Origin of the sequence: Natranaerobius thermophilus JW/NM-WN-LF, assembly GCF_000020005.1 — a bacterium.
GTDB lineage: Bacteria > Bacillota > Natranaerobiia > Natranaerobiales > Natranaerobiaceae > Natranaerobius > Natranaerobius thermophilus.
This window is the reverse complement of record NC_010718.1, coordinates 2,709,865-2,732,296: the sequence shown is the minus strand read 5'-3', so window position 1 is coordinate 2,732,296 and position 22,432 is coordinate 2,709,865. Positions and strand designations below refer to the sequence as shown.

The window sequence follows — 22,432 nt, the reverse complement described above, 5'->3', positions numbered from 1 at the left end:
TAACATATGATTTGTATGAATTGCCTCTTTACCATGTCGAAATGGAGGTTTTATTTTGGAAAAACTAATTAAAGATGTCTATGAAAGACTACGATTTATAGGCTATAACCGAAAGCATAAGAAAAGAGCTCTAAAGGCTTTAAAATGTATAGAGAAGGATACAGGATTTAAATTATCAAAAAAACAAAAATCCCAAATTAGAGAGTATGCAAGGGAAGTCTTAGGATCAAACATGTATGCTCCTTGGTTATATGTGTATACAGCGTATAGAGAGAATTTTTTAGAGGGATGGATTCCTGATAATTATTTTGGATATATAGTTGCTCCAAAAATCAACAAACAAATTGGCAGGATTGCTAATATAAAGACTTTATCGAAAAAAATTATTGATACAAACTTGATACCAGATAAATTTTATTTTATCGATAACACTTGGTATGATGAGAATTTCAATTTGATTGATGTAAAATATGTAAAAGAGCAGATTCTTAAATATGCAAAAGAATACTATCTTAAAAAGGATGGTACAAGTCAAGGAAAAGGGGTGACAAGGATCGATAAAGATAACTTTAATTTATTGGATATATCTAATCTTGGTGATTGCGTTATACAAGAATCAGTTAGACAAGCAGATTGGTTCGATAAAATAATAACAGGAAAAGTGGCTACAATTAGAATTACTACTGTTAAAGGCACTGACCATAGAATGAAAGCGAGAGCTTCTTTTTTGAGGGTAGAGAGGCAGAATTCACGCCTGGTTAAAAGCGAGAATGCAGTTAAAATTCCAATAGTTGACGACAAAGGTACATTAGGAAGCCATGGATTGGATTCTAACTGGAAACGGCATAGTGAGCATCCTGATTCAAAATTTGAGTTTAATAATAAAAAAATTCCAAACTTCAGTAAGGCAGTGAAAGCATGCGAAGAATTACATGCTAAAATACCACATTTTACTATAATAGGTTGGGACACTATTATTACTAACTATGGTGAAGTAAAAGTCCTTGAATGGAATGCAGGTCATCCAGGGATAAAATTTTCAGAAGCACTAACGGGTCCTTGTTTTTGCGATATGGGCTGGGAAGAATTATGGAAAACTTAGAATTAGTTTTATATAAGTTATAATTGAAAAGAGTAGTTTAAAATATTTTTTACTAGTTAACGTAGTTAGTTTGATTCAAAAAAAGTTTCGATTTATTGAGATGTTTCTAAAGCAAGTATGGTAAAAAAGTAGAAAGGAAATTAGAATGGATGGTAATCGAACAGTAATCAAATCATTGTCCATGATAAGTATAATTGCTATGATCTCAAAATTTTTTGGACTCGGAAGGGAAGTGGCTATTGCATCTACGTTTGGGGCAAGTGCAGATGCCGATATTTTTTTAATAGCACTTATGATTCCAATGAGTTTATTTGGTATTGCTTTTTCTGTTTTTGCTCGAACAATCGTTCCTGTCAAAGCTAAACTATATACTAATTATGGTAACAGAGAAGTTCGAGATTTTTTTGTTAGTATTTTTACTGTAGTATTTGGCTTTGCTTTCTTGATTACATTATTTGTTTATTTTGGAGCGCCGTGGTTAACAAAAATATTAGTTCCTGGCTTTGAAGAACAATATTTTAATCAGACGGTAAAAGCTATTAAAATAGTATCCCCTGGAATAATATTTTTTGCGATTTCAGCTTTGTTATCTGGGATGCTTCATTCTTATAATAGTTTCTTTTATCCAGCCATTAAAAGTATCCCTTTTAATCTTGTAATAATAATTGGTTTGATATTTATAGGGGATAGGCATGGTTTAGAAGCTTCAGTTATGATAATTGTACTAGCATTGTGTTTTCAGTTTTTAGTTCAACTTCCGGGAGTTAAATCAATACTTGATATAAATAATATTAACTTTAGTTTGCACTCAGGAGTTAAAGAAGCTTTTTTGTTAGCATTTCCACTGATATTGTCTGTGATGAGTGTTGAGCTGAAGATTGTGATCGATCGTGTGTTTGCATCAACTTTGGCGGAGGGCAGTATTTCTGCTTTGAATTATGCAAAAAGATTAAGATTGCTACCTATTGGAATAATTGCTACTCCGATTGCTACAGTTTTTTTCCCAAGGTTAAGTGAAAGTATAGCAAATAAAAATATGAAAAGTTTTTCAAATTACTTTACCCAAGCTTTTAATTTAGCCATATTTTTGTTAACGCCAATCATGGTTGGTTTAATCATATTAAGGTTTGAAATTGTAGAAGTTTTATTTAAAAGGGGAGCATTTGACACTCAAGCTGTCGCTTTAACTTCGTCTGCGTTACTATTTTATGCACCTAGTATTGTTAGTTTGGGACTGAAAAACTTATTTGAAAGAACTTTTACTAGTGTGAATTTGACAATGAAATTGTCTAAAATATCATTTGTTGCTATAACATTAAATGTTTTTTTGAATTATGTTTTAATAAGTTTTATGGAACATAATGGGATAGCTTTAGCGACCACTATATCAAACTTTATTGCTGTGTTTTTATTATTTAAAACTTTACAAAATAATGTCTCTAACATTACCTCAAACTGTAAGAATATATTTAAAATAGTAATAATGTCTAGTATTATGGGTGTTTTTGTGTATGTTTTAAATAGTATCAAGGAACCTCTTTGGGGACAGTGGACAGTTTTAGATTGGTTTATATTACTACTTTTAATTACAATTGGTGGAGCTATCTATACATTGCTGGGATATATTTTTAAATGCAAAGAAATAGAATACTTTTTCCGAATTGTAAAAGATAAACTTTTTTCTGGAGGATAAATAATGAGTAAGTTAATAGGCTTATACTATATGGACAAGTATGAAAATTTAAAGTCTAAATTACGACATTTAAAAAAAGATATAAATGTTCCCAATGCTAGTTTTATGGAATGCTGGTCTCATGAAAATTTAGGGGTTGTTCGAGTACATCATGGGGTGATTAATAGTGAAGAGCAGCCAATTTTTAATGAGGATGGTACTAAATGTATTTTTATGATTGGTGAAGTTTTTGGTTATCACAATGAGAAAAAAAATTTAATCCAAAAAGGTCATAAATTTAAGTTCGATAATGATGCTGAATATTGTCTACATCTTTTTGAGGAATACGGAGAAGGTAGTTTTATTAAATTAAATGGTTCATTTAATTTAATAATATATGATTTTTTCGAAAAAAAGCTGATAATAGTTAACGATAGATTTGCATATAAACCGATGTTTTTTTGTAAAAAAGATAATTTAGTAGCTTTTAGTAGCAGAATTAAGCCGTTATTAAATTTTAGTGACAAAAAATATAATATGTCTGCTATATATGACTTTTTTGGTTTTCAGAAAATTTTTGGTGATAAAACTTATTATAAAGATATATATTCATTGGGAAACGCAGAGTATTTAATTATTGACCATAAAGGATACATTACGAAAAGAAAATACTGGGAAATATCTCATAACATAGTACATCGTTCAGAAGATGAGTATGTGAAAATATTGTCTGGTAAATTAGTAAAAGCAATGGAACGCAGAACTAGTGACAAAAACAAAAAAGGTATCCTATTAAGTGGCGGATTGGATTCTAGAGCAATTTTAGCAGGAGATCATAAAAATAAAATAAAATATGGCTTCACGATAGGAGATTTTTATAACAAAGAAGTGGAAATATCGAATAAGGTAGCAGACTCACAAGATATGGAGTTTTATTTTTTGCAAAGAAACAAAGAGTATTATATTAATATATTAGAAAAAGCAGTTGAAATAGGTGAAGGAATGTATAGGTTTGATCATGCACATTTTTTGAATTATACTAATAAATTGAAATCTAACGTTGATGTTGTTTTTACAGGGGGACTTATAGAACAATTATGGCAGGGCTCTAAGTTTTTTTACTATAACTTACAAAATAAAATTAAAACACCATATTTATTAGATACAAATAGCGATATTCTAGAGTTTATTATTTACAAATATGGTGTTAAATTGAATAATTATGAAGTCTTTAAAGGGTTTAATAAACTAGAATTTCAAGACAATCTTGAAAAAAGCTTAGCTGACATTTTTTCAGAAAATATAAATGTTAATTTGGCAACTGATTTTATATTTTATAATAATCGTAATCCAGCTTATCTAAATCAATTATGTTTGGACGAATATATTGATCATAGACTATTAGATGATACTGAACTGATTGATTTTTTATTGACAGTACCTGTTGAATTTAGGGCTAATGGACATATTTTAAGAAAGTCATTGAAGTATCTATCGAAAGAACTAACCAGGATTCCAACTTCTAACTATGGTATGCCAGTTTATTGTAATCCTTATTTTGAATTCTTAGTATCGATTTTTTATAAATCTTACCACAAACTAAAATTAAAAAGATATAATAAGTACTATACTAATCATTCGTGGCCTAATAGAGGACAACTGTTAAGAGATAATAAGAAATTCCAAATGAGCGTTTATAATACCATTACGAAATTAGATGATGAACTATTTGATAAGAAAACTTTAAAAAATTTATTTCATGATCATATAAATTATAAAAAAAATAACTATGAAATTTTAGCTTTGTTATTGACTTTTGGAAAGTGGCAAGAAATGACTAATAATTGAGGGTGTAAATAATGTTTATTTTGGGCAGTTGGATAATTACCATATATTTATCTTTATCTACTATTTATTGGTTGCCTGGAATATCTCCTGAAATATTAGAATTAATTAAGCTTGCTTTAATAGCAACCGGGATGATTATTTTATGGACTTACACATTAGTAAATAATAAAATCGTTTTACCAACAAAAACTTTTGGGCTCTTTAGTTATATATTACTGATCATATTAACTCTAATAACTGGTTTTAAATCTGATTTGATGGCAACTGTAAATAGTGTCTTAGACCTATCATTAGGTTTTATCACTATTTGGACATTTTATCTATATTACAATAATGGGGGACAAATTGAAAAGATATTAAAATTAGGGGCTATGATTGTAGCTTTATTAGCTATTTTGCCTTTGTTAAATAGTTTAATAGGATTTCCTGACTTTAATACTCCTGACGAATTTGCTGGAAGACCTTTTTGGAACATTGGATTTAGTTATAGAAGTACTGCTCTTTCTAATGGACTAGCTTTTTTTATTCCGATTATATATATGCTACTGATAAAACCTTATAAAAAATTTAATCAAAAAAAGGTTGCTGGATTTGTATTTTTATTTAGTATTTTGGGTACACAATTTTTTTCAGGAGGTAGGGCTGGGTTATTAGCATCAATGATTTGTTTATTAATAATCAGTCTAGTTTATTATAGTAATTTTCGCGAAAAATTTATCTTTGGTCTAATAATAGTTACCGTTAGTTTAGTATTGCTAACTGTAAACCCGGATGTGATTGAGCATATAAATAAATATTTACAATTTGAAAGGTTGGATGGTTTAACTCTAGACTTTGAGACATTAGATGATTTTTCTTCAGGTAGGATGAGTCAGTATAAAAATGCTGTTACTGAACTAACTGATAATCCCTTAATGGGATATGGTTTTAATTATACGTTCAACTCGCAAAGCTCAAGTCAAATTCATAACCTTTGGCTTCGTATTTGGATAGAATCAGGTTTTTTAAAATTATTATTATTATTGATTTTTGTGATGAATACTATGATAAAAAGTATTAAAACTTTAAGACGTATAACTATCTATAAAGGTGGAATATATGACCATCATTTTATGTTAACCTTTAGTTTGTTATTAGTATTTTCAAACGGAATAATCATTTCTATGTTGGAACCTAATACACCGTTAGGAACTTTTCAAAATTCCTTTTTATGGTGGGGTGCTATAGGAGTATTGTTAGCAATTAATAAAAATAAATATATAAGTAGTTAATCAGTATCAATTATATGATTTGCTGGAGCCACAAAATTCAGGGGGTATTATATGTCATTTCAAGAACAAAAACCGCATGTTTTATATATATTACCGGTACCAAGATTCTTTTCTTATTACAATGGTATAGGTGGACACATAACGCATGCTTACGGAATAATTAAAAGCTTATCTAAGTACTATAATGTCCATGTTTTGGTTGAAGAACTTCCTCCAGATTATTTTAAAGGGGAGAATATATTCTTCCATATTTGCCCAAATAAAAAAAGTAATAGTAGAAACATACTTGCTAGACAGGTGTGGTTCCCAAAACTTATTAAAAAAATAAAAAATATAATTAGTAAACACAAAATACAATTTTGTTATATGAGATATTCAGTAGGTTTTTCCCCTTGGATTGGAAAATGCAAAAAAACTTTAAACGATATACCTTTGGTAATAGAATTAAATAGCTTTGCTAGTCAAAAAAATAAACTTTTTAGTTTTATAGAAAGTAGAGCCTTTAAATATTCTGACTTAATTTTGCCTGTATCTGAACTTGTCAATAATGATCTATACAATATTAATCCCATTTTGTCTAAAAAAACAATAATACTTCCTAATGGAGTTAGTATAGATAAATTTGATAATATTTCAAATAGAAGTGATTTAAATGAAAAATGTGAGATAAATATTGGTTTTGCTGGTCAACTTAAGTCAAATTACGGGTTGGAATATTTAATAGAAGCTTTTAAAATAGCTAAAAGAAAAGATAATAGGTTGAAGCTCCATTTCTATGGAGATGGTTCTTATAAAAAAGAGCTTCAAGAAATGGCCCAACAAGTTAACGATATTATTTTTCATGGAGTTGTGCCTTATGAAAAAATGGAAGAGGTATATAGTTTCTTAGATATATTGATCTATACTACTGATTATTGGCATAAATTCCAATCTCCTATTAAGCTTTACGAATACTTAGCTACTGGAAAACCCGTGATAGCTGCACAAACCCCTCATACAAATAAATTGATTGATAATGAAAAAAATGGTTACTTATTTGATATAGGAGATTATGAAATGCTTGCGGATAAAATTTTAAAGGTATTAAGTGAACCACAAGAGGCAATGAAAAAAGCTTCTAAAGCAAAAAAAGAAATAAAAGAAAATCATTCCTGGGAAAGTAGAGTTGAAACTTTATTAAATGAGTTAAAAGAAAGGAGACTGATCGAATAATTGAACATAGAACCAGCAAGAAAATTTAGTGGAAGAGTTCATTTCGTCAATGACTCTGTATTAATAGCAACGAAAGCCAATAATGTGTACATCAGTAAAGATGATGGCCAGAACTGGAAAAAAATACTAAATTTACAATTAAATTTTAAAGATAGATTTAAAATAAAAAATCGGTGGAGTAGAAGATTATTTAGGTGTGACATCCATCATTTATTGAAAATAGATGATCACATAATTTTGTTTTTAAAGAACGAAATATATGTTTTTGATATTATTGATATGCGCGTTTTAACAAGACAAAGTCTACCTGGACGAGGAAGCAGACCTTTAAAAGTTTGTTTATCAAATGGTAATTTATATTATGGCGAATACTTTGGAAATAAGTATAGAGACCCAGTTAGAGTTTATAAAAGCACAGATTTTGGTAAAACATGGGAAGTTACTTACGTATTTAATAATATCAGACATATCCATGGTATATTTGAAGACCCTTATACTGGTAATATTTGGGTAACTACTGGAGATAGTGGTGATGAAGCGGCTATTTGGGTCACAAATAATGATTTTAAAGATGTACAACCAGTCTTAAAAGGTGGTCAGCAGTTTAGAGCGGTCACATTATTATTTACACAAGATTATATTTATTATGGTACGGATACACCATTAGAGGACAATTATATTTACCGATTAGATAAAAAAGATTATAATTTAGAAAAGTTAGTAAAAGTGGATAGTTCAGTTTTTCATGGGACGGTTGTAAATAATAATTTGTTTTTTTCTACAGCATGCGAACCAAGTGAAGTTAATGAAACTCGTAAGGTTAAAGTTTGGATGAGTAGAGATGGGGAAAATTGGGAAGTGATCAAAACTTTTAAGAAAGACATTTTATCATACAAGTACTTTCAATATGGACAAGTTTTTTTCCCCTATAATGCTAAAAGAAAAAATGACAATCAACTGTGGATCACACCTTTTGCGACTAATTATGATCAAGTTAGCTTTAAATATTATTTAAAATAAACTTATGTAATAAATAGCTGTGAGTATTTTAATGAACCAATTGTTATATATAAGGAGATGATACAGTGAGTATAAATAAAATATGTGTAATGGGACTCGGGTATATTGGGCTTCCTACCGCTAGCATGTTAGCTACTAATGGATTTCAAGTCTTAGGCGTTGACGTTAATCATCGTGTTGTTAATATGATAAATCAGGGAGAAATACATATTGAAGAACCAGGATTAAATACAATGGTTAATGCTTCAGTGAAGTCGGGAAACCTGGTAGCTAGTAATAAACCAGAAGAAGCAGATGCTTTTATTATTGCTGTACCTACTCCTATAAATGGTGATAAGACTGTGAATTTAGATTACGTTAAAGATGCGATGAAAGAAATTATTCCATATTTACAAAAAGATAATTTAATAGTCTTAGAGTCTACTGTTCCCCCTAGAACAACAGTAGATGTTTTACTGCCTTTGCTAGAAGAAACAGACTTAAAAGTAGGGGATGATGTATTTGTTGCTCACTGTCCAGAGAGAGTTCTTCCTGGAAATATATTGCATGAATTAGTAAATAACAATAGAATTATAGGTGGGATTAATAATAAATCATCTGAAAAAGCTAAAGAAATTTATGAGAAAATAGTACAAGGAGAGATTGTATTGACTGATGCAACTTCTTCAGAAATGGCTAAACTAATGGAGAATGTCTACAGAGATGTTAATATAGCTCTTGCTAATGAGCTCAGTCAAATTTCTGATGAACTTGATATTGATGCTTTAGAAGTTATTAAACTTTCTAATATGCATCCAAGAGTAAATATTCATCAGCCCGGTCCGGGTGTAGGAGGGCACTGCTTACCTGTAGATCCATATTTTATTACAGAGAAAACTGATAAAGCGCAGATAATTAGTTTGAGTAGAAAGATAAATAATGAGATGCCTGATTTTGTAGTGGAAAAAGTAAAAGAGAAATTAAGCGATCTAACTCAACCAAAAGTTACAGTGTTAGGTGTATCATATAAAGGCAATGTTGATGATACAAGAGAAACCCCTGCTAGGGACATTATCAATAATCTACAAGAGATAGCTCAAGTTAAAATATATGACCCTCAAGTAAGGAACTTTGATCATGAATTGGTAAACTTAGAAGAAGCGTTTAAAGATAGTGACATAGTGGTTGTATTGGCTGAACATAGTGAATTTAAATTCTTAGCTCCAAATGAATTAGGGAAACTTATGAGGACAAAACAAGTTTTTGATACTAAAAACTGCCTGAATCACAATTCTTGGGTCGATGGTGGATTTTATGTTGATGTACTAGGGAAAAGAATGTAAACAGGTTAGGTGGTGACGCTAGTGACAAGTTCTAATAACAAACATATACTCATTTTAAATCATCATGCAAGTTCACCGAATGTCGGTGGAGGTGCTAGACATTACGAATTAGGGGAATTTTTATCTTCAAAGAAATATTATGTTTCAATAGTTTCATCTTCCTATAGTAAATCAAAAAATCGATATCATTATGATGAAGAGATTAAGATAGAAACTTATAATCAATATTTTAATTTTATATATTTGAAAACAAAACCTCCATTTGGGAGCACTTTAAATAGATTTAGAAATTACTTAGATTATATGAACAAAGCTTATAAGTATCGTGAGTATTATAAAAATCCTGATGTTGTTATTGCATCTTCTGTTCATCCTCTTGCTTGGAGTGCAGGGTATAAAATAAGTAGAAAATATAATGCCAAGTTTGTTGTGGAAGTTAGAGATTTATGGCCTCTCAGTATGTACGAAGACTTTTCAGGTATAACTCGAAAAGGTGTTTTTTCTTTCTTTGAGTACTTTGAGCGTAAATATTATAATTTAGCAGATAAAATTATCACAACTGCTCCTTACGCTTATGAGTACATTGAAGAAAAATATGCAATTAACAGAGATAAAGTAGTTAATATTCCTCATGGGATTGATATTAAGAATTTTGATAGAAACCTTCAAAAAAGCGAACATAATTTACCGCAGGATTTAAAGAAAATTTTAGATAATTATTTTTGTATTACATATACAGGGTCTCTATCTCAAAGTGAAGGTTTGGAAACATTAGTTGAGGCAGCCAAACATTTACAAAAATATGAGGAAATTAAGATAGTTATTGTAGGTGGCGGAAGTGAAAAAGAAAAATTGAAGAATGAAATTCAACAAAATAAGTTAAATAATGTAACAATGTTCGATAAAGTGGATAGAGATTTAGTCCCCTTAATTTTAAAGAAATCTAAGGTTTTATTTTGCGGCTTGAAAGATAGAAAAGTTTTTAAATATGGAATAAGTAAAAATAAATTTTATGATTATATGGCAGCTAGTAAACCTATAATATTTGCTTCAAATGTGAGAGGAAGTATTATTTCAAAAGCTGAAGCAGGTATTACTATACCACCGGGCGATCCCAAAAACTTAGCTGATAATATAGTAAACTTGTATAAAAATATTAATACTTTAGGTGTTAAATATGGTGAGAATGGTAGACATTATGTTGAGAAAAATCATACGGTTAATACAATATCAGGACAATTTTTAGAAGTGATTGAAGAAAGTTAATATTTTATAAAGAAAAAAGTAGAAATTCTTTCTTTGATTGGGGAAGTTATATGAAAATCACAGATATTTTTAAAATCATAAACAATAAAGGATTATCTTGGACATTATTTAGACTTACATATGAGATTAAAACAAAAACTGGGATATTAAAAAAAAGTTTCCCTACTAGAGAAATGTCTGATGATGAAGTGCTTGATAAAATTGTGGGATTGTCAAGTAACACAAAAGCAGCTCTTGTAAGTCAAATAAGAACAAATTTAAAAAGTTTTTTTGTTAGTTATAAAGATTTGGATAAATATCGCGAATTTTTAATACAAAGTTTAACTCAAGATGAAAGAGAAAATATTATTTATATTGCTGATAATGCAATTGAAGGGAAAATACCTTGTTTTAGTAAATGGGAAGCGGATTTTGGAAATCCGATTAATTGGCATATAAATCCTGTAACTAAATATGAATGGGATAGTAGTAAACACTGGGTAGATCTTGAAGAACTATCTAGCAGTGCGGGAGATGTTAAATATGTCTGGGAAGCTTCTAGATTTCCTCATTTTTATTACTTTGCTCGAGCTTATGCTATCACAAAAGATGAAAAATATGCATTAGCATATTGGGAACAAGTAGAAAACTGGATTGAAGATAATCCTTATAATATAGGCATTAACTGGAAATGTGGTCAAGAAATAGCCATTAGAATGTATGCTTGGATATTTTGTTTATACATTTTTCTAGACACTAAACACAGCACCAATGAAAGAATATTTAAGTTGGTTAAAAATTTATATCTTAGCGCTTTAAGAATAGAAGGTAATATTAACTTTGCAAGAAAAGCTGTTCAAAATAATCATGCTATTAGCGAAGCCGCGGGTTTATTTTCTTTTGGTGTTCTATTCCCTTATTTTCGAGACTCAAATAGGCTAAAAAATAAAGGAAAACTTTACTTAGAACAAGAGGGTTTAAAACAAATTTTTGATGATGGTAGTTATATTCAAAACTCAGTGAACTATCAGAGATTAATGCTTCAAACTTATTCTTGGTGCTATTGTCTAGCTCAAAGAAATAATATAACTTTTAATAGCCAATTAACAAGTAAAATAAAAAAATCCATTAACCTGTTATATCAGATGCAAGATGAATTAACAGGTCAACTACCTAATTATGGATCGAATGATGGAGCACTAATATTTCCCTTGACTTCTTGTGATTATTTGAATTATAAACCACAACTTAATTCTATTTTTTATATCATTAGTGGACAAAAATTATATGATGAAGGTAAACATGAAGAGGAAATGCTATGGTTTTGTGGCGATGATGCAGTTAAAAATGCTGATAAGACTTTGATTGAAAGAAAAACTAATAGTTTTAAAATCGGAGGTTATCACATTCTAAGAAACAATTTTGGCTTTGGAATGATAAAATGTGGTATACACAAAAAAACTGCTGGACCTGCCGATATGCTGCATTTTGATTTTTGGTACAATGGAGTTAATGTTTTATGTGATATAGGATCATATAGTTATAATCCAGAAGATAAATTTAAGGGTTATTTTAAAGCAACACAAAATCATAATACCATTACAATAGATGAAAAAAATCAAACCAAAAATGGACCAAGGTTTTTGACAATAGATTGGCCTAATGGATATGTTAGACAATTCGATGAGCAAAATAATAGTGATAATAAAAGTGATATGTTTTTCTCAGGTTATCATGACGGCTATAATAATACTCATACTAGAGAAATTGAATTTTATGATAACTACTTGCTAATAAAGGATAAGATTGAAAACCGGAAAGAGGATAAATTAAGAGTTAAATTGAATTGGAATGTAGGGACAAGCGTAGATAAAATTAGAGACAATGAGTTCAAATTAAATGTAAATCAAGAAGAAGCCCTTACAATGCAAATTAATAGCTTGACCAGAGGAGATTTCAATTTATACTATGCTAATGAAGAAATCCCCAAAGGTTGGAGATCACTATATTATGGTGAAAGGATACCTTGTTACCAATTAGTTTATGAGATCAAATCAACTAAACCAATTGAAATAATTGAAACAAGGATATATAAATGATCAGGTCCTGTTAGGTAATATTGTTAAATGTTAAAGATTTTGATGCGAGAGATGAGCTAAGGTAGGTGATTTGTATTAATTTTTTTGAAAAAGTTCGTAATAAAGGGTTCTGGCTTTTAGATAAGACAAAAGGTTGCCCAATAAAAAAGCATTATGATGAAATTCAACTTCTAGCCAAAAATACTGATAAAATCAGAGATTTTCAATCTAAAAAATTACATCAGTTAATTCATCATGCAATAAATACAACTGAATTTTATAAAAAGTTTAAAAATGTAAATTTCTATGACTTCCCGATTATTCAGAAAAGTACTTTAAAAAAATATCACGACTCTTTTGTTTCTAAAATATACGAGGAAAAAAATTTAATTTCAGTAACAACGAGTGGCTCTTATGGAACACCAATGGAGTTTTATCAAACAAAAAATAAAAAACAAAGGCAAGTAGCTGAAATAATATATTTTAATAGCTGGGCCGGATTTGAAGTTGGTATGAAACATGCTTTTATAGGAGTTAGAGGAAAAAATAAATTAACATCTAAGATACAAAATAAAATATACTTAGCACCACATACACTTAACGAAAGTATATTACAAAAATATAGAAATATCTTAAAGCGAAATAACATCAAGTGTATTATTGGATACCCATCCACAATGAAGTCAATAGCAGAATATTGTCTGAAACATAAAGATAGTCCCAATGATTTTAACATAAAAAGCATTATCACTACATCAGAACCTTTAATGGACAGAGAACTGATAGAAACAGTTTTTGGTTGTAAAATCTATAATCGTTATTCTACTTATGAATTAGGAGTAATAGCAAAGGAATGTGGTAATCAAAGCGACTATTTTCACCTAAATAAGATGAGTTATATTATTGAGGTTTTAAAACTAGACAAAGATGAACCTTGTATACCGGGCGAAAAAGGACGAGTAGTTGTAACTGACCTTTATTCTCATGCAATGCCTTTAATTAGATATGACACAGGTGATATAGTTAAACTGCCAAAAACTGAAGAAAAATGCTCCTGTGATATCGGACTTAAAACGATAAAAAATGTAGAGGGTAGAGTAATAGATATTATAAGGAATACTAATGGGGATAAAGTAACGCCCTTTTTAATAAATAGTATCACTAGAGACATAAATACGATACAACAATTTCAATTTATACAGAAGGGTACAACAAAGTATGTTATTAATTTAATTATTCAGGACTCTTTTGATTATGAAGATAAAGAGAGATTCATGAATCGTTTACGAAATTTATTGGGTAAAGATGCAGATATTGAAGTAAATTATGTATCTGAAATACCTCTTTTACCTTCAGGGAAGCGTAAATATATAATAAATGAATTAATTCACTGGTGTTAGTATAAATTCTTGGACACATCATGGTTAAGTCACTTACAATATTAATAACGAAAGGATGTGTCCAGTAATGAGTAATAAGAGATATAATGAAGACTTCAAAAGAACAATTGTAGATTTATATAATTCAGGTAGTTCTGTGAAGGATTTGTCTAGCGAATATGGTGTGACAGAGGTTACTATTTATAAATGGATCAAAGATTTCTCTCCAAACCAACAATCTGGCAGTGAGGGAGCCACTTCAAAAGATGTGGAAGAAATGCAAAAAGAAATGGCTCGCTTGAAAGAGGAGAATGAAATCTTAAAAAAGGCTATGACCATATTCGCCAAAAAGTAGACAATACAGAGCTTACTAAATTTATAAAAGAACAAAAGGACGAGCATACTATCAAAGCTATTTGTGATGCTCTAGACTTTCCGAGAAGTACTTATTACGAAACAATAAATCGAGTTGAATCTAATCGTGACAAAGAAAACAGAGAACTATTAGATCAAATAACTCAAATTCATAAAAACAGTAAAAAGCGATATGGTGCACCAAAGATCCACGCTGTGCTAATCAATAAAGGATACAAAGTCAGCTTAAAAAGAGTCCAACGATTAATGAGAAAAGAGGGTATCAAATCAATTGTCAGGAAAAAATATCGGCCTTATCCTAGTAGAGAAAAAGTAGTCGAACGAGAGAATCTCCTAAAACAAGACTTTTCAACTACATTTGTCAATCAAAAGTGGGTTACTGATATTACATACATTGATACTGTTAAAGACGGCTGGTGCTACTTAGCCTCTGTAATGGATTTACACACCCATAAAATTGTTGGATACTCTTTTAGCAAGACCATGACAACAGATTTAGTTATTAAAGCTGTTAAAAATGCTTATGATACACAGAAACCTGGCAATGGACTTATTCTACATAGTGATCTAGGTACCCAGTACACTAGCGATGACTTTAAGCGTTTTTTAAGGTACAAAGGGATCAAGCAATCATTTAGCAGAAAAGGCTGCCCTTATGACAATGCACATATCGAATCATTTCATGCTACTTTGAAAAAGGAAGAAGTTAACCATGTTAAGTACTTAGACTTCAAATCGGCTGAAATTGCTCTATTTAGGTTCATTGAGAGCTGGTACAACAGAACAAGAATCCATGGAAGTTTGGAGTTTTTAACTCCTCAACATGTTGAGGATCTAGCAAAGCAATCTGCTTAATACTTAACTTTTTGGTGTCCAAAATTTTGACCTAAGTCCAACGACTAACTTTAAGGGGGTCATTATGAGGTTTAAAAAGTATTTTAATTTTTTGTTTAGATTAATAACAAAAAAACCTTTATATAGAAAATATATAAAAAGGAGTTTAGATTTTCTTTTATCAATAATTGCTTTGATTTTGTTTGCTCCATTTTTGATATTCATAGTTGCTTTAGTTAGATTAAAAATTGGAACACCAGTTTTTTTTAAGCAACAACGACCTGGTTTAAACGAGCGAATCTTCACTTTATATAAATTTAGAACTATGACCAATGAAAAAGATGAAAAAGGTAAATTACTTCCTGATGATGTCCGCTTAACTAAATTAGGTAAATTTTTAAGAAAAACTTCATTAGATGAGTTACCAGAACTATTCAATGTAATAAAAGGAGATATGTCATTAGTAGGTCCACGTCCCTTATTGACATCTTATTTACCTTATTATACAGAAGAAGAACGAAAAAGACATCAAGTTAGACCTGGTATAACAGGCTTGGCACAGGTTAGTGGACGTAATTATTTAGATTGGGAAGAAAGATTATCAAAAGACGTAGAATATGTATATAATATTACTTTCTTTGGAGACATGAAAATAATTTTAAAAACAATATATAGAGTTTTAAAGAGGGACAATATAGCAGATAACACGAATCAAATTGAAGGTAATTTAGCTGAGATAAGAAAACAGAAAGATATAAATTTATAACTGTGATAAAAATAATACTTCTATATCTGAAATGAGGGTGAACTTATTTATGACTATACTTTTAACTAGTGCAGGAAGAAGGACACAACTAACCAAATATTTTAGAGATAATTTCAATAAAGTTGTTACTGCTGATTGTAGTAGTGTAGCTCCGGCTTTATATGAAACTGCCGAGGGCTATATAGTACCTAGAATTAACAATAACAATTACTTAGATATATTAATAGATATTTGTAAAAAGGAACAATTGAAAGGAATTATTTCATTAATAGACCCGGAATTATCACTTTTAGCTTATGAGAAGGACAAGCTTAAAGATCATGATATTTTGCCTATTGTTTCAGACTATCACGTAACAGAGATATGTTTTGATAAACTTGAAATGTATAATTTTTTAAAAGAAAATAGTTATTATTGTGCTAATACTTATAGTAATTTAGAAGACTTTAAACAAGACTATCAAGAAGGCAAAGTATCATTACCAGTATTTATAAAACCTCAAAAAGGAAGTGCTAGTATAGGAATTAACCAAGTTAATAATTTTGAGGACTTACAGGTATTAATGAACAAGAGAGAAGACCTAATAATTCAAGAATACTTAAATGGTGAAGAATATGGCATTGATGTGTATGTTGACTTGATCTCTAAAGGAATAGTGTCGATATTTGCTAAGAAGAAAGTTAAAATGAGAGCCGGAGAAACCGATAAAGCAGTATCAATTAAAGATGATAAACTATTTGAACTTGTAGAAGACTTCATATATAAACTTGGGGTAATTGGACCAATAGATATAGACATTTTTAAAATAGATGGGGAGTATTATATCTCAGAAGTAAATCCTAGGTTTAGTGGAGGATATCTCTTAGCTTATGAATGTGGAGAGAACTATCCCCTATATATAAAAAACAACTTAGAAGGAATAAAGAATCACAGAAGTGTCGGTAATTATCAAGAAGGTATCTATATGATGAAACACGACACTATTTCTATAAAAAAGGAAAGTGAATTGATTAAGTAAGAAATCTCACATATTAATTAGAAGTATAAATTGGAAGCCTAATCATAAGGAGGCCCTAAATTGCCACATAAAAAAATCCATCTGTCATCCCCACATATGAGTAATGAAGGTTATGAAATGGAATATGTTAAGGAAGCCTTCGATACTAACTGGATAGCACCTTTAGGGAATAATGTTAATGAATTTGAACAGGAATTTGCGGAGAAAGTAGATTCTAAATCAGCGGTAGCACTTTCTTCTGGCACTAGTGCTATGCATTTAGCCCTGAAAGCTGCAGGTGTTGGTGAGGGTGATATTGTTTTTTGTCAATCCCTAACTTTTGCGGCTTCAACGAATCCTATAATCTATCAAAATGCAACACCTGTATTTATAGATAGTGACTATGAAACCTGGAATATGTGTCCTAAGGCCTTAGAACAGGCCTTTGAACAATATAACCCTAAAGCTGTAATAGTAGTACATCTATATGGATTATCAGCTAATATGGATAGAATATTAGAAATATGTAATAAGTATAATGTACCTGTAATAGAAGATGCAGCAGAATCCTTGGGAAGCTATTACAAGGACAAGCATACTGGAACTATAGGTGATTATGGAGTATTTTCTTTTAATGGTAATAAGATTATCACCACCTCAGGTGGAGGTATGCTGGTTTCCGATAATGAAGAGAGAATTGACAAGGCTAGATTTTGGGCCAGCCAGGCGAGAGATAAAGCAAGACATTACCAACATAGTGAATTGGGCTATAATTACCGGTTGAGTAATGTTTTAGCTGGTATAGGTAGAGGACAACTAAAGGTTTTAGATAAGAGAGTGGAACAGAAAAAATACATATTTGACTTTTATAAAAAGGAATTAAGTGATCTACCTGGTGTTCAGTTCATGCCTATCAATGAATGGAATGATCCTAATTGTTGGCTAACCTGTATACTGACTACTGGTAAGGTAAGACCTTTAGATATTATAGAAGCCCTTGAAAATGAAAATATTGAAGCAAGACCCCTTTGGAAACCCATGCACCTACAGCCTTACTATGAAGGGTATGATTTTATCGGAGAAGGTGTCTCAGATTGGTTGTTTAAGAACGGTGTTTGCCTACCTTCTGATACCAAGATGACAGATGAAGATTTGCAGAGGGTGGTAGAGATTATTAAAGGATTGTGGTAATGCTAATCTAATTTATTTTTCATATAAAGTGATTACAACATAACCTTTTGTTGGTGTTTTGCGTTTAAAGGGCTATGGCAGGGGAAGAATTTAATCTGGAGTTGGTTTAATGTTAGCAGAGATAAAGGGGAAGCTTGACAAGAGAGGTTCGGATATACATGAAAGGTCTGAAGATAAGCTGACGGGTGACTTTTTTGGCAGTTTGCGTTATCTTTCTTTTCCCAAGGCTATGAAGCAGATACTTACAGAAATGCAGATACTAAAAAAAGAAGCTAATGATATTGGGAGAATTCTGGAAAGTATTGATATTGAGTACTGGGATGATTGTATTAAATTTTGGTATTATCATGATGAAGTTGGGGAGTTAGATGTTCTTCTGTCATTTGAGCATTTACAAATAGGCATCGAAGTGAAGTATTTAAGTGGACTCTCTTCAGATGATGATATAAGTAATGATAATGAAGATCATGAAGAAATCAGTATTAATCAACTGGCGAGACAAAGTCGAATTTTAAATAGTATTAAAGATTCTGAGCAATCAGCACTGTTGCTTTTTATAGCCCCGGAGCCGTATCACTACTCAACAGTAGAAGAAGTGATTCAAAGGAATATATTAAGGGAAGGAGTTTCTATAGCTAGCCTTTCCTGGGAAAATATAAACCAAACCATAAAAGCATTATTGATAAGTGATGAACTGAATGAATTTGAGAGATTAATATTGACAGACATAAATCTATTACTGGAAGGTAGAGGGTTAAATAGATTTAGAAACTTTGAGTTTGAGGCCAACACAGTTGAGGAAAGCATGTATTATTATTTTAAAGGGGCTTCAACTAGAGAAGGTATTACTATTAATTTTAATGTTCAAACTCCAATTAAGAGAGGAGAATTTTATGAGTTTGAGTGATAACATTAACAACGCTTTTGAAGTTGTGTTAAAGACTTATGAAAATATTGATAAGTTGATGCGCTACTGTGACACTATCTCATCGGAGTTCAATTATATACCTATTTCAGATAAAGATTTTTTAAGGTATAAGTCTGACAGGGATTATAATGGTTGGCTGGTCAATAGTTTTATTAAATTGTATCAATATCAAAAGGATCAAGAATTGGAGAATGGCTGGAAAGATGGGCCAATCTTTGGATTAAATATTTATCTAATAGGAGAACCTTCGATATATTTGGCAAAATATGAGTTTGATGATATACATGACTGGGGTAGCAGCTATTCAGTGAGTGACCATTGGATGTTCTTCCGGCCAATTCACGCTGAAAAATATGGGCACGATTTTGAAATAACAGAACTAGAAAATCACCACTCTTATTTTATCTCTGAACCAGCGCCTTATCTTAAGAAGAACTATAAAAATTTAAATAGGGTCTTGTTCACTAAGAAAGATTTAATCCAGCTTACTGCAGAAAATGTGGGTGATATGGTGTTTAAAGAATTTGATAAGTTGAGGGCGGAAGTTCATGGAAGTCTATAGTGATGAAAAGCATCCAGAACATGAGGCATGAATGGGCTAAATCGTTATTAATAAACGTCCAAATGAAATCAAACTATGATATAATGGGAATACCTAAGTTAAATGATTATAGGAAGAAGGTGAGATTTTATGGCCAGTAAAAATAAAGCTTATATTAATCCAGAAATTCTTAAATGGGCTAGAGAAGAAATGAATTATGATATTGATGAAGCTGCAAGAAAGATTGGGATAAATTCTCAAAAATTAATTCAGTGGGAAGCTGGTCAGAAAATGCCTACATTAAGGCAATTAAGATTAATTGCTAAATTATACAAGCGACCTTCTGCATTCTTTTATTTAAAGGATGCTCCTGATGCTACTAAACCAGATTTACCTGACTATAGACAATTACCAGATGAAAATTTAGAAAGAACGCCTCAGATGTCTTTACAAATCAGACGTGCTTTTGAAAGGCGAGAAACTTATATTGAACTTTTACATTATTTAGGTAAATCTTGCCCTGAATTTAAATTTGAAATTGACAGCAAGATTTCTACTACTGAATTAGCTTTGAAAATAAGAGAACAGTTAGGTATTTCTATAGATGATCAATTTTCTTGGAAAGATCATTACACTGCTTTGAATTCCTGGATAGATCTACTTGAAAAGCAAAATATTTTGATATTTCAAACTGGGGAATTAGATTTAGCTGAAATGAGGGGACTTTCTATAAGTGAACAATTTTTACCAATTATTTTAATTAATAGTAAAGATTCCCCACGTGGGAGAATTTTCACTTTAATGCATGAATTAGTTCACATAGTGATTGGTCAAAGTGGGATTTGTGATTTAGATGATAATGATAGTAATGATTTTGAAGTATTTTGCAATAAGGTTGCAGGAGAAATACTTGTTCCTAAACAAGTATTAAAAAATGATTTAGACAGTATTACCGATTATAGAGATCCATTTCAGTTAGAATATTTAGCCAATCGTTATATGGTTAGTGTTGAAGTAATATTGAGGAGATTATTGATTTTAAATAAAATAACCAAAAACTTTTATCAAAAAAAACGAGAAGAATATCTTGAAACTTATAAAAAATCTAAAAGTCAAGGTTTTTTGCTACCTGCAAAAAAAGTTGTTAGAGATAATGGAAAGCTATATACTGACCTGATAATTTCTGCTTATCGTGATGATATTATAAGCCTTAGAGATGTATCCAATTATTTGGGGAACTTTAAAATTAACCATTTACCGAAAGTAGAATCCCAATTATATAAATAACTGCCTGTTTGGGAGGGAAACTTCTTGTATTGTATAGATACAAGCTCTTTAATTCATTGTTGGCGCAGAGATTATCCACCGGATGTATTTGCTAGTTTATGGGAAAATATTGATATATTAATTGATAATAATACTTTATTTGCACCAGAAGAAGTATTACATGAGCTTGATAGAGGTGGAGATGATTTATATGAGTGGGCAAAAAATAGGAAGTCTATGTTTATTTCTTCTGACTATGATATCCAAATTATAGTTTCGGATATAGTTAATAGACATCCAAAATTTTTACCTGAGACAAGCTATACTGGTGTCTGGGCAGATCCGTATGTTGTTGCTCTTGCTTATAATTGTGAAGCATATGTGATTACAGGTGAAAAAAGAGTTGGGCCAAATGCAAAGCAGTTAAAAATTCCAAATATATGTGACTTTTATAATATTGAATGTGTTAATGTTTTAGAAATGATCAGACATCAACGTTGGTCATTTTGAGTTAATAAGATCATTGTTTTATTAATAAACATGACTTAATTAAATTTTAAAATAACAAGAAATGTATAAACCCCACTTAAGATGGGGCTTTTGATAGCTATTAAGAAAGAACCATACTATATCGCTTATATCTATTTTTTTTATTATTAGCGCAATTTAGAGTGACAGAATTTTTCCCGTTATTTATAGATATATTGAAACTTCCGGGGAAACATTTAGAAAGGTTTATGGGAGATTTAATATCTGATAAAAAACCTTGTTATCAATGAATAGGTATCGAGAAAAGAAGTAATTGATTTTTACCAAGGTTTATTAAAGACAGAGGAAGACTCGTATATAACAACTGATGTAATATCTATTTCTTGCAAATTATATCCGGAAGAACTTTATGATGATATCAAGGATTGTTTTAACCAGAGGATAGTTGATGAGTGGGTTATCAATATGGATGATGTAGACAAGACACTAAAATCGCCAAAAAATAAAATCATAGAACATGAAGAGCTGAGAGTAAAACCAATTAATGATATTGTTGAAGAAATACGGGGGGTGGGCTTGTTTCAGATAGAAGGGTAAGGTTGGTAATAACTACTTGAAATAGTCGCTACGCACTCTCGTGACTTCAGTCATGAGTTAGTGGCGACATATACTGTATAAAACAAAACTTCGTCTCCCAAAAAATAATAGAACTTATGTTCGATATGTGGTATAATATAGATATAGCCCCAACAAAGGTTATTTGTGTGGAACTATGATAAAAACCATGTTCACATTCTGTCAAAGCACAAACGAAAAGCGAATTATCAAAATTTATCAACATATATAAAAGCTACAGTACCAGAAAATACGCAAGAGCAGATAACAGATTATATAAA

General features: G+C 30.5%; 18 protein-coding genes and 1 pseudogene. All 19 read left to right on the top strand.

All coding sequences use genetic code 11. From position 1 onward, the window contains the following. Positions 1 to 55: 55 nt before the first annotated feature. Positions 56 to 1,102, top strand: a complete 1,047-nt coding sequence (locus NTHER_RS12820) for a sugar-transfer associated ATP-grasp domain-containing protein (RefSeq protein ID WP_012448938.1) — start codon at positions 56 to 58, stop codon at positions 1,100 to 1,102. 145 nt (positions 1,103 to 1,247) lie between these two features. Further along, positions 1,248 to 2,795 (top strand): murein biosynthesis integral membrane protein MurJ, encoded by a 1,548-nt coding sequence (murJ, locus tag NTHER_RS12815; protein WP_012448937.1) that lies wholly within the window; start codon positions 1,248 to 1,250, stop codon positions 2,793 to 2,795. Between the two features lie 3 nt (positions 2,796 to 2,798). Then, the gene (locus NTHER_RS12810; RefSeq protein WP_012448936.1) at positions 2,799 to 4,622 is read left to right on the top strand and encodes an asparagine synthase-related protein; all 1,824 of its coding nucleotides are present in this window, start codon (positions 2,799 to 2,801) and stop codon (positions 4,620 to 4,622) included. An 11-nt stretch (positions 4,623 to 4,633) separates the two neighbouring features. After that, positions 4,634 to 5,893 (top strand): O-antigen ligase family protein, encoded by a 1,260-nt coding sequence (locus NTHER_RS12805; protein ID WP_012448935.1) that lies wholly within the window; start codon positions 4,634 to 4,636, stop codon positions 5,891 to 5,893. A gap of 51 nt (positions 5,894 to 5,944) precedes the next feature. Beyond that, positions 5,945 to 7,105 carry a glycosyltransferase family 4 protein gene (locus tag NTHER_RS12800; protein WP_012448934.1) on the top strand — a complete coding sequence of 387 codons (1,161 nt, stop codon included), beginning with the start codon at positions 5,945 to 5,947 and terminating at the stop codon, positions 7,103 to 7,105. Continuing rightward, positions 7,106 to 8,125, top strand: a complete 1,020-nt coding sequence (locus NTHER_RS12795; protein WP_012448933.1) for a glycoside hydrolase family protein — start codon at positions 7,106 to 7,108, stop codon at positions 8,123 to 8,125. Positions 8,126 to 8,190: 65 nt separating this feature from the next. Continuing rightward, the gene (locus NTHER_RS12790) at positions 8,191 to 9,447 is read left to right on the top strand and encodes a nucleotide sugar dehydrogenase (protein WP_012448932.1); all 1,257 of its coding nucleotides are present in this window, start codon (positions 8,191 to 8,193) and stop codon (positions 9,445 to 9,447) included. A 21-nt stretch (positions 9,448 to 9,468) separates the two neighbouring features. Then, complete coding sequence (locus NTHER_RS12785) at positions 9,469 to 10,713, top strand: glycosyltransferase family 4 protein (RefSeq protein ID WP_012448931.1); 1,245 nt, start codon at positions 9,469 to 9,471, stop codon at positions 10,711 to 10,713. Positions 10,714 to 10,763: 50 nt separating this feature from the next. Continuing rightward, a complete protein-coding gene (locus NTHER_RS12780; RefSeq protein WP_012448930.1) occupies positions 10,764 to 12,791 on the top strand; it encodes an alginate lyase family protein in 2,028 nt (675 codons plus the stop codon). Positions 12,792 to 12,856: 65 nt separating this feature from the next. Further along, positions 12,857 to 14,170, top strand: coding sequence for a phenylacetate--CoA ligase family protein (locus NTHER_RS12775; RefSeq protein WP_012448929.1), 1,314 nt, complete (start codon positions 12,857 to 12,859; stop codon positions 14,168 to 14,170). A 67-nt stretch (positions 14,171 to 14,237) separates the two neighbouring features. After that, a protein-coding gene (locus NTHER_RS15690; protein WP_414628105.1) for an IS3 family transposase occupies positions 14,238 to 15,379 on the top strand; the annotation gives its coding sequence in 2 pieces (ribosomal slippage) (positions 14,238 to 14,478 and positions 14,478 to 15,379; 1,143 coding nt in all). Positions 15,380 to 15,443: 64 nt separating this feature from the next. Next, a complete protein-coding gene (locus NTHER_RS12760; RefSeq protein ID WP_012448928.1) occupies positions 15,444 to 16,124 on the top strand; it encodes a sugar transferase in 681 nt (226 codons plus the stop codon). Positions 16,125 to 16,173: 49 nt separating this feature from the next. Then, complete coding sequence (locus tag NTHER_RS12755) at positions 16,174 to 17,142, top strand: ATP-grasp domain-containing protein (RefSeq protein WP_012448927.1); 969 nt, start codon at positions 16,174 to 16,176, stop codon at positions 17,140 to 17,142. Positions 17,143 to 17,238: 96 nt separating this feature from the next. Beyond that, the gene (locus tag NTHER_RS12750; RefSeq protein ID WP_041367921.1) at positions 17,239 to 18,312 is read left to right on the top strand and encodes a DegT/DnrJ/EryC1/StrS family aminotransferase; all 1,074 of its coding nucleotides are present in this window, start codon (positions 17,239 to 17,241) and stop codon (positions 18,310 to 18,312) included. A 109-nt stretch (positions 18,313 to 18,421) separates the two neighbouring features. Beyond that, positions 18,422 to 19,219 carry a type 1 periplasmic-binding domain-containing protein gene (locus tag NTHER_RS15425; protein WP_012448925.1) on the top strand — a complete coding sequence of 266 codons (798 nt, stop codon included), beginning with the start codon at positions 18,422 to 18,424 and terminating at the stop codon, positions 19,217 to 19,219. Continuing rightward, positions 19,206 to 19,802, top strand: coding sequence for a hypothetical protein (locus tag NTHER_RS12740; RefSeq protein WP_012448924.1), 597 nt, complete (start codon positions 19,206 to 19,208; stop codon positions 19,800 to 19,802). Before NTHER_RS15425 ends, NTHER_RS12740 begins: the two co-directional genes overlap by 14 nt. Positions 19,803 to 19,931: 129 nt before the next feature. Beyond that, the gene (locus NTHER_RS12735; protein ID WP_012448923.1) at positions 19,932 to 21,068 is read left to right on the top strand and encodes an ImmA/IrrE family metallo-endopeptidase; all 1,137 of its coding nucleotides are present in this window, start codon (positions 19,932 to 19,934) and stop codon (positions 21,066 to 21,068) included. Between the two features lie 24 nt (positions 21,069 to 21,092). Further along, a complete protein-coding gene (locus NTHER_RS12730) occupies positions 21,093 to 21,557 on the top strand; it encodes a DUF4411 family protein (RefSeq protein WP_012448922.1) in 465 nt (154 codons plus the stop codon). 285 nt (positions 21,558 to 21,842) lie between these two features. After that, positions 21,843 to 22,133 (top strand): annotated as a pseudogene (locus tag NTHER_RS15685) (DUF1186 domain-containing protein); the annotation flags it as partial. Positions 22,134 to 22,432 lie beyond the last annotated feature (299 nt).

Excerpts from the sequence above, each read along its gene's own strand:
- murJ (WP_012448937.1), top strand. The coding sequence starts at position 1,248 with ATGGATGGTAATCGAACAGTAATCAAATCATTGTCCATGATAAGTATA.
- NTHER_RS12810 (WP_012448936.1), top strand. The coding sequence starts at position 2,799 with ATGAGTAAGTTAATAGGCTTATACTATATGGACAAGTATGAAAATTTA.
- NTHER_RS12805 (WP_012448935.1), top strand. The coding sequence starts at position 4,634 with ATGTTTATTTTGGGCAGTTGGATAATTACCATATATTTATCTTTATCT.
- NTHER_RS12800 (WP_012448934.1), top strand. The coding sequence starts at position 5,945 with ATGTCATTTCAAGAACAAAAACCGCATGTTTTATATATATTACCGGTA.
- NTHER_RS12780 (WP_012448930.1), top strand. The coding sequence starts at position 10,764 with ATGAAAATCACAGATATTTTTAAAATCATAAACAATAAAGGATTATCT.
- NTHER_RS12760 (WP_012448928.1), top strand. The coding sequence starts at position 15,444 with ATGAGGTTTAAAAAGTATTTTAATTTTTTGTTTAGATTAATAACAAAA.
- NTHER_RS12755 (WP_012448927.1), top strand. The coding sequence starts at position 16,174 with ATGACTATACTTTTAACTAGTGCAGGAAGAAGGACACAACTAACCAAA.
- NTHER_RS12750 (WP_041367921.1), top strand. The coding sequence starts at position 17,239 with ATGAGTAATGAAGGTTATGAAATGGAATATGTTAAGGAAGCCTTCGAT.
- NTHER_RS15425 (WP_012448925.1), top strand. The coding sequence starts at position 18,422 with ATGTTAGCAGAGATAAAGGGGAAGCTTGACAAGAGAGGTTCGGATATA.
- NTHER_RS12740 (WP_012448924.1), top strand. The coding sequence starts at position 19,206 with ATGAGTTTGAGTGATAACATTAACAACGCTTTTGAAGTTGTGTTAAAG.
- NTHER_RS12735 (WP_012448923.1), top strand. The coding sequence starts at position 19,932 with ATGGCCAGTAAAAATAAAGCTTATATTAATCCAGAAATTCTTAAATGG.